We start from the raw sequence: 1,050 nt of genomic DNA on the forward strand, positions 1-1,050 counted from the left end.
GATGGAGTCCACGGCGGTCGGGTTGGTCTTCTCGTTGGTGTCCTTGGCGACGCCGAACACACCGTTCTCGGGGTTCATGCCGTAAAGCTTGCCGTCGTCGCCGACCCACAGCCACGCGATGTCGTCGCCGTAGAACTCGACGTAGTAGCGGTCGCCGAGGGCGTCGGGCGCGAGCGTCATGGCCAGGTTGGTCTTGCCCGACGCGGACGGGAAGCCGCCACAGATGTGGTACTTCTTGCCGGTCTCCTTGTCGACGATGCCGAGCAGCATGAACTGCTCCACGAGGAAGCCGTTCTTCCAGCCGTCGTAGGAGCCCTGGCGCAGGCCGTGGGCGATCTTGCCGAGCAGCGCGTTCCCGCCGTAGGACGAGCCGAAGTGCAAGATGGTGCGCTCGTCGGCGACGGTGACGAAGTAGCGCTTGTCGTCGGGGGTGCCCTGGCCGAGGTTCTCGAGGTCGCCGGTCACGTGGACGGCGCGCACGAAGGAGTCACCGAGGTCGTTCACGTACTCCGCACCGACACGGGCCATGCGGATCATCTGCATGACGACGTTGCGGTTGTCGGTGAGCTCGACGCCGGCGGCGTACTCGCTGAGCGGCGAGCCCTTCGGTGCCATGAGGTAGGGGATGACGTACATGGTCTTGCCCTCGGACGCGCCGGTCATGAGGCCGACCAGCTTGTCCTTCATCTCCGAGGACGGACGCCAGTTGTTGTAGATGCCCTTGTCGTTCTCGTCGCTGGTGGCGACGATGGTGCGCTCCTCGGCGCGGGCGGTGTCCTTGAAGTAGGACCGCGAGTAGTAGCGACCCTCGCCGGCGGGGAGCAGCTCCCCGGCCTCGAGCGCCTCCTCGATCAGGCGGGCGTCGTCAGCGGCCGAGACGACCTCGACCCGCGCGGCACCCGTCACCCCCGCCCAGTGCTGCACGTACTCGCGCACGTGCTCGTTGGTGAGTCCAGCCTGGTCGAGCGCTGCCGCCACGTCTGCCATCGTGTCGTTTCCTCTCGTTGCCCCGTTCGGGGACACGTTCTGGCGGGTCTGCCCCGCCATGGG

General features: G+C 67.0%; 1 protein-coding gene. It reads right to left on the reverse strand.

Going from position 1 to position 1,050, the window contains the following annotated elements; all coding sequences use genetic code 11:
• A partial coding sequence (locus ASF38_RS19175; protein ID WP_235497521.1) for a phosphoenolpyruvate carboxykinase domain-containing protein occupies positions 1–987 on the reverse strand: 987 nt, incomplete at its 3' end.
• Between the last annotated feature and the right edge of the window lie 63 nt (positions 988–1,050).

The organism is Aeromicrobium sp. Leaf272 (assembly GCF_001422865.1).
Taxonomy (GTDB): Bacteria; Actinomycetota; Actinomycetes; order Propionibacteriales; family Nocardioidaceae; genus Aeromicrobium.